The organism is Caballeronia sp. (genome assembly GCF_049581465.1).
GTDB lineage: Bacteria > Pseudomonadota > Gammaproteobacteria > Burkholderiales > Burkholderiaceae > Caballeronia.
In genome coordinates this window covers 1-4,941 of sequence record NZ_JBAUSA010001202.1, presented here as the reverse complement: position 1 = coordinate 4,941, position 4,941 = coordinate 1, and the positions used below count along the sequence as shown (strand labels likewise).

At 58.4% G+C, this 4,941-nt stretch carries 5 protein-coding genes; 4 read left to right on the top strand and 1 reads right to left on the bottom strand.

Going from position 1 to position 4,941, the window contains the following annotated elements; all coding sequences use genetic code 11:
* The first annotated feature begins 97 nt into the window (after positions 1 to 97).
* The 4 genes from pheS to WCA53_RS29345 all read left to right on the top strand — a co-directional run bounded on the left by pheS (position 98) and on the right by WCA53_RS29345 (position 4,557).
* Entirely contained in the window at positions 98 to 1,111 is a 1,014-nt protein-coding gene (gene pheS, locus WCA53_RS29360; protein WP_423919457.1) for a phenylalanine--tRNA ligase subunit alpha, read from the top strand.
* Between the two features lie 75 nt (positions 1,112 to 1,186).
* Positions 1,187 to 3,619, top strand: a complete 2,433-nt coding sequence (gene pheT, locus WCA53_RS29355) for a phenylalanine--tRNA ligase subunit beta (protein WP_423919454.1) — start codon at positions 1,187 to 1,189, stop codon at positions 3,617 to 3,619.
* A 47-nt stretch (positions 3,620 to 3,666) separates the two neighbouring features.
* The gene (locus WCA53_RS29350; RefSeq protein ID WP_423919449.1) at positions 3,667 to 4,077 is read left to right on the top strand and encodes an integration host factor subunit alpha; all 411 of its coding nucleotides are present in this window, start codon (positions 3,667 to 3,669) and stop codon (positions 4,075 to 4,077) included.
* A gap of 90 nt (positions 4,078 to 4,167) precedes the next feature.
* Entirely contained in the window at positions 4,168 to 4,557 is a 390-nt protein-coding gene (locus WCA53_RS29345; protein ID WP_423919444.1) for a MerR family transcriptional regulator, read from the top strand.
* 95 nt (positions 4,558 to 4,652) lie between these two features.
* Here WCA53_RS29345 and WCA53_RS29340 read toward each other — a convergent pair.
* A partial coding sequence (locus WCA53_RS29340) for a hypothetical protein (RefSeq protein ID WP_423919441.1) occupies positions 4,653 to 4,941 on the bottom strand: 289 nt, incomplete at its 5' end.

Genomic DNA, 4,941 nt, shown 5'->3' with positions numbered 1-4,941 from the left:
CGAGCCCCGTTTTTGTTGGTGAAATGAATCGCTAGCGATTCGGGAAGGAATTGCCCGGGTCGATCAAACGAACTTTGACGCTGAAAAGATGGGATCAATGGATCTGGACCAGATTGTCGCCGACGCGCGAAATGCGTTCGAACAAGCCGCCGATGTCGCCACGCTCGAGAACGAGAAGGCGCGCTTCCTCGGAAAATCCGGGGCCCTGACGGAATTGCTGAAAGGCATGGGCAAGCTCGATCCGGAGGCTCGCAAGACCGAAGGCGCGCGCATTAACGTAGCCAAGCAGCAGGTGGAAGCCGCACTGAACGCGCGCCGTCAGGCGCTGGCGGACGTGTTGCTGAACCAGCGGCTGGCGTCGGAAGCGATCGACGTGACGTTGCCCGGCCGCGGTCTTGGCGCCGGCAGCCTGCATCCAGTGATGCGCACGTGGGAACGCGTGGAACAGATATTCAGCACGATCGGTTTCGACGTGGCCGATGGCCCCGAGATCGAGACAGACTGGTACAACTTTACGGCGTTGAACAGCCCTGAGAATCATCCGGCGCGCTCGATGCAGGATACGTTTTATATCGACGGGAAAGATGCAGATGGCCGGCAACTCTTGCTGCGCACGCATACCAGCCCGATGCAGGTGCGCTACGCGCGTATGAACAAGCCGCCTATCAAGGTGATCGTTCCTGGACGCACGTATCGGGTGGATAGCGACGCGACGCATTCGCCGATGTTCAATCAGGTCGAGGGCTTGTGGATCGACGAGAACATCAGCTTTGCCGACCTGAAGGGCGTGTACTCCGACTTCCTCAAGAAATTCTTCGAACGCGACGACATCCTCGTGCGCTTCCGGCCGTCGTATTTTCCGTTCACGGAACCGTCAGCCGAAATCGACATGATGTTCGAGCACGGCAAGAACGCGGGCAAATGGCTCGAGATTTCGGGCTCGGGACAGGTTCATCCGAACGTGATCCGCAACATGGGACTCGACCCGGAGCGGTATATCGGCTTCGCGTTCGGTAGCGGGCTGGAACGCCTGACCATGCTGCGTTACGGCGTGCAGGACCTGCGGCTTTTCTTCGAAAACGATCTGCGATTCCTGCGGCAATTTGCCTGAAAAGGCCTAGCCATTCGGATGTCCGGCGCCCAAGCGTCCGGACGCAGACACAACTTCTTTCGAACCTAGACACACATGCAATTCCCGGAATCCTGGCTCAGAACTTTCGTCGATCCCAAGCTCTCGACCGATGAACTCTCGCACGCGCTGACAATGGCGGGTCTTGAAGTGGAAAGCCTCGCGCCCGTCGCGCCGCCGACCACCAAGATCGTTGTTGGGCAGGTGCTCGAAGTCGCGAAGCATCCGAATGCCGACAAGCTCAACGTCTGTCAGGTCGACGCCGGAACCGGCGCGGTGCTCAACATTGTGTGCGGCGCGCCGAATGTGTCGCCGGGCATCAAGGTGCCGGTCGCGCTGGTCGGCGCGCAATTGCCTCCCGCCGAAGCGGGTGGAGCGCCGTTCGCGATCAAGTTGTCTAGTTTGCGCGGCGTGGAAAGCCAGGGCATGCTGTGTTCGGCGCGAGAGTTGAAGTTGTCCGAGGATCACAGCGGCTTGATGATCCTTCCCGCCGACACCCCGATCGGCCAGGACATCCGCACAACGCTCAACCTCGACGACACCGTTTTCGAAATCAAGCTGACGCCGAACAAGGCCGATTGTCTATCGGTATTCGGCGTCGCGCGGGAAACCGCCGCCATTACCGGGGCGCCGTTGACGGCGGTGGATATGCCGCCGGTTGCCGTTACGCTCGATGAAATCCTGCCCGTCAAGGTGATGGCGCCCGAATTGTGCGGACGTTTCTCCGGGCGTGTGATTCGCGGCGTGAACGCGCACGCAAAAGCGCCACAATGGATGATCGAGCGCCTTGAGCGTTCCGGGCAGCGCAGCATTTCAGCGCTCGTCGACATCTCAAATTACGTGATGCTGGAACTCGGCCGTCCGTCACACGTGTTCGATCTGGACAAGATCCATGGTGGCATCGAAGTGCGCTGGGGCAAGAAGGGCGAGTCGCTCAAGCTGCTGAACGGCAACACGGTCGAGCTCGATGAAGACGTCGGCGTGATTGCCGATGCGCAACACGTCGAAAGCCTCGCCGGCATCATGGGCGGCGACAGCACGGCCGTCTCGCTCGACACCACGAATATCTATCTGGAAGCGGCGTTCTGGTGGCCCGACAGCATTCGCGGCCGCGCGCGCAAGTACAACTTTTCTACTGACGCGGCGCACCGCTTTGAACGCGGCGTCGATTATTCGACGACCGTCGAACACCTCGAGCGCATTTCACGTCTGATCCTCGATATCTGCGGCGGCAACGCCGGCCCGATCGACGACCAGACGCTGAATGTGCCAACGCGGGAACCGGTAACCATGCGCGTGTCGCGTGCGAACCGCATTATTGGCGTGGCGATTGGCGCAGACGAGATTGCGCAGATTTTCACGCGGCTCGGTCTCGAATTCACGCACGACGGCGACACGTTCGCGGTCAAGCCGCCGCCTTATCGTTTCGATATTGAAATCGAAGAGGATCTGATCGAAGAGGTCGCGCGTATCTATGGTTTCGAAAGGATCCCGGCGCGGCCACCGGTCGCGACCAGCGAGATGCGGCCGACCCACGAAACCAGGCGTTCGATTCACGTCATCCGCCATGAAGTCGCGGCGCGTGACTACGCCGAGACGGTTAACTTCAGTTTCGTCGACGCCGAATGGGAAGCCGATTTCGCCGGCAACGACAACCCGGTGAAGCTGCTGAACCCGATTGCGAGCCAGCTTTCGGTGATGCGCACGACCTTGTTCGGCAGTCTGATCAGCGTGCTGCGTCACAACCTGAACCGGCGCGCGGACCGGATTCGCGTGTTCGAATCCGGCCGCGTGTTCCTGCACGACCCGGCGATCAAGGCGGCTGAGCTGGCTATCGAAGGCTTCGCTCAACCGAAGATGATCGGCGCTCTCGCGTACGGTCCGGTGCTCGACGAGCAGTGGGGCGCGGTGTCGCGCAACGTCGATTTCTTCGATGTGAAAAGCGACGTGGAAGCGCTATTCGCGCCTGTCGTGCCGCGATTCGTCAAGGCTGAGCATCCTGCGCTGCATCCGGGACGCAGCGCGCGCATTGAAATCGATGGCCGCGCGGTGGGCTGGATCGGCGACCTGCATCCGCGCTGGTTGCAGAAATACGATTTGCCGCTCGCGCCGGTGTTGTTCGAAATCGAAGCTGACGCGCTGATTCAACGCGCGCTACCGGTGCCTTCAGAGGTGTCGAAATTCCCTCCCGTTCGCCGCGATATCGCGGTTGTCGTGGATCAGAATGTGGCCGTTCAATCGGTCCTTGACACCCTCGAAAGTGCCCGTTCGGAGCCGGCCTGCAAGCATGTCGCGCGGGTCGTTTTATTCGACGAATTTCGTCCAAAATCAAGCACTTCCGGTGGATTGGGTGCGCATGAGAAAAGCCTTGCCTTCCGTGTAACGTTGCAAGATACTGGCGGGACGCTTCAGGACGAAACGGTCGAAACGGCCATCAAAATGCTGGTGGAACGCTTAGCTCGAGTGCATGGCGCGCGGTTGCGCGGGTAGCCCGCAGTTGGCCCCCTCCGTCTTCATCGTCACGCCATTTTTTCGATATGAACCAAATGAACTCGAGTGATTTCGAAGCCCTTCTTTCGGCGCAACGCAGCGCCATGATCAGAGACGTTCCTACTTCCAATAGTGCGGCGGCTGTGGAAACGCCCACGCTCACAAAAGCCGAATTGGCCGAGATGTTGTTCGACCACGTCGGGCTGAATAAGCGTGAAGCGAAAGACATGGTTGAAGCATTTTTCGAAGTGATTCGCGACGCACTTGAAACTGGCGATAGCGTGAAGCTGTCCGGCTTCGGCAACTTTCAACTGCGCGACAAGCCGCAGCGTCCTGGTCGTAATCCTAAGACGGGAGAGGCCATTCCTATTGCGGCGCGCCGTGTTGTGACGTTTCATGCGAGTCAGAAATTGAAAGCGCTGGTGGAAGCCGGTGCCGAAACCAGTTTCGGCCGCTAGGGAGTGACGGACGTGACGGGCATCCGCCTAGCGCTGTCCGTTCACCTTTTAGCGATAATCAACGACATTCACCACGATGGTTGATTGACGATGGAAAAAGTCGTCTTGCCTCCAATTCCGGCCAAGCGCTACTTCACGATTGGTGAAGTCAGTGAGCTGTGCGGCGTCAAGCCGCACGTGCTGCGCTACTGGGAACAGGAGTTCACGCAACTTAGGCCAGTCAAGCGGCGGGGTAATCGTCGCTATTATCAGCATCACGAAGTTTTGCTGATTCGTCGCATTCGCGAATTGCTATACGAGCAAGGATTTACGATCAACGGCGCGCGCAATCGCCTTGATTCACACGGGCGTCCGAATGGCGCCTCAGATGATACAGAGGACACGCTGGAGAGCGGCGGTACGCCGCAGGTGACTACTGCCGTGGATGTCGATCAGTTGCGCGAAGAGATTCTGCAAGTTATCGATTTATTGGGCAGATGAGAGTCGGCCGAATTGAGAAAAAAAAGCGTCGTGGTTAATCCACGACGCTTTTTTTTAGGTGTTTTTAGTCTTCGCTGGATAAACACCGGAAGACTTTACTTTCTCGCGCTATCGCGTCTGAATTCGAGAATGGGCGAATCCGATTCCGCGAGCATTGCCTTTAGCACATCATTCGCAAAATCTTCTACCGTCACGTGCCATTCGACACTGCCGACCGGGAAATCACCCGGGCTCTTCTTTCCCTGCGCCTTGCGGATTGCGCCTACGCTCAAGCTCAAGACTCGAGCCCGTTGAAAGTCGGGATCGTTCGAGTTGTCGGGCGGATAGATTTCGTTTTCCATAGGCAGATTTTCGGCGTCGTACGCGGAAACTTTAGGGTTAGAA

Bases quoted from the DNA above. Each gene is read 5' to 3' on its own strand.
- pheS (WP_423919457.1), top strand. From the start codon at position 98: ATGGATCTGGACCAGATTGTCGCCGACGCGCGAAATGCGTTCGAACAA.
- pheT (WP_423919454.1), top strand. From the start codon at position 1,187: ATGCAATTCCCGGAATCCTGGCTCAGAACTTTCGTCGATCCCAAGCTC.
- WCA53_RS29350 (WP_423919449.1), top strand. From the start codon at position 3,667: ATGAACCAAATGAACTCGAGTGATTTCGAAGCCCTTCTTTCGGCGCAA.
- WCA53_RS29345 (WP_423919444.1), top strand. From the start codon at position 4,168: ATGGAAAAAGTCGTCTTGCCTCCAATTCCGGCCAAGCGCTACTTCACG.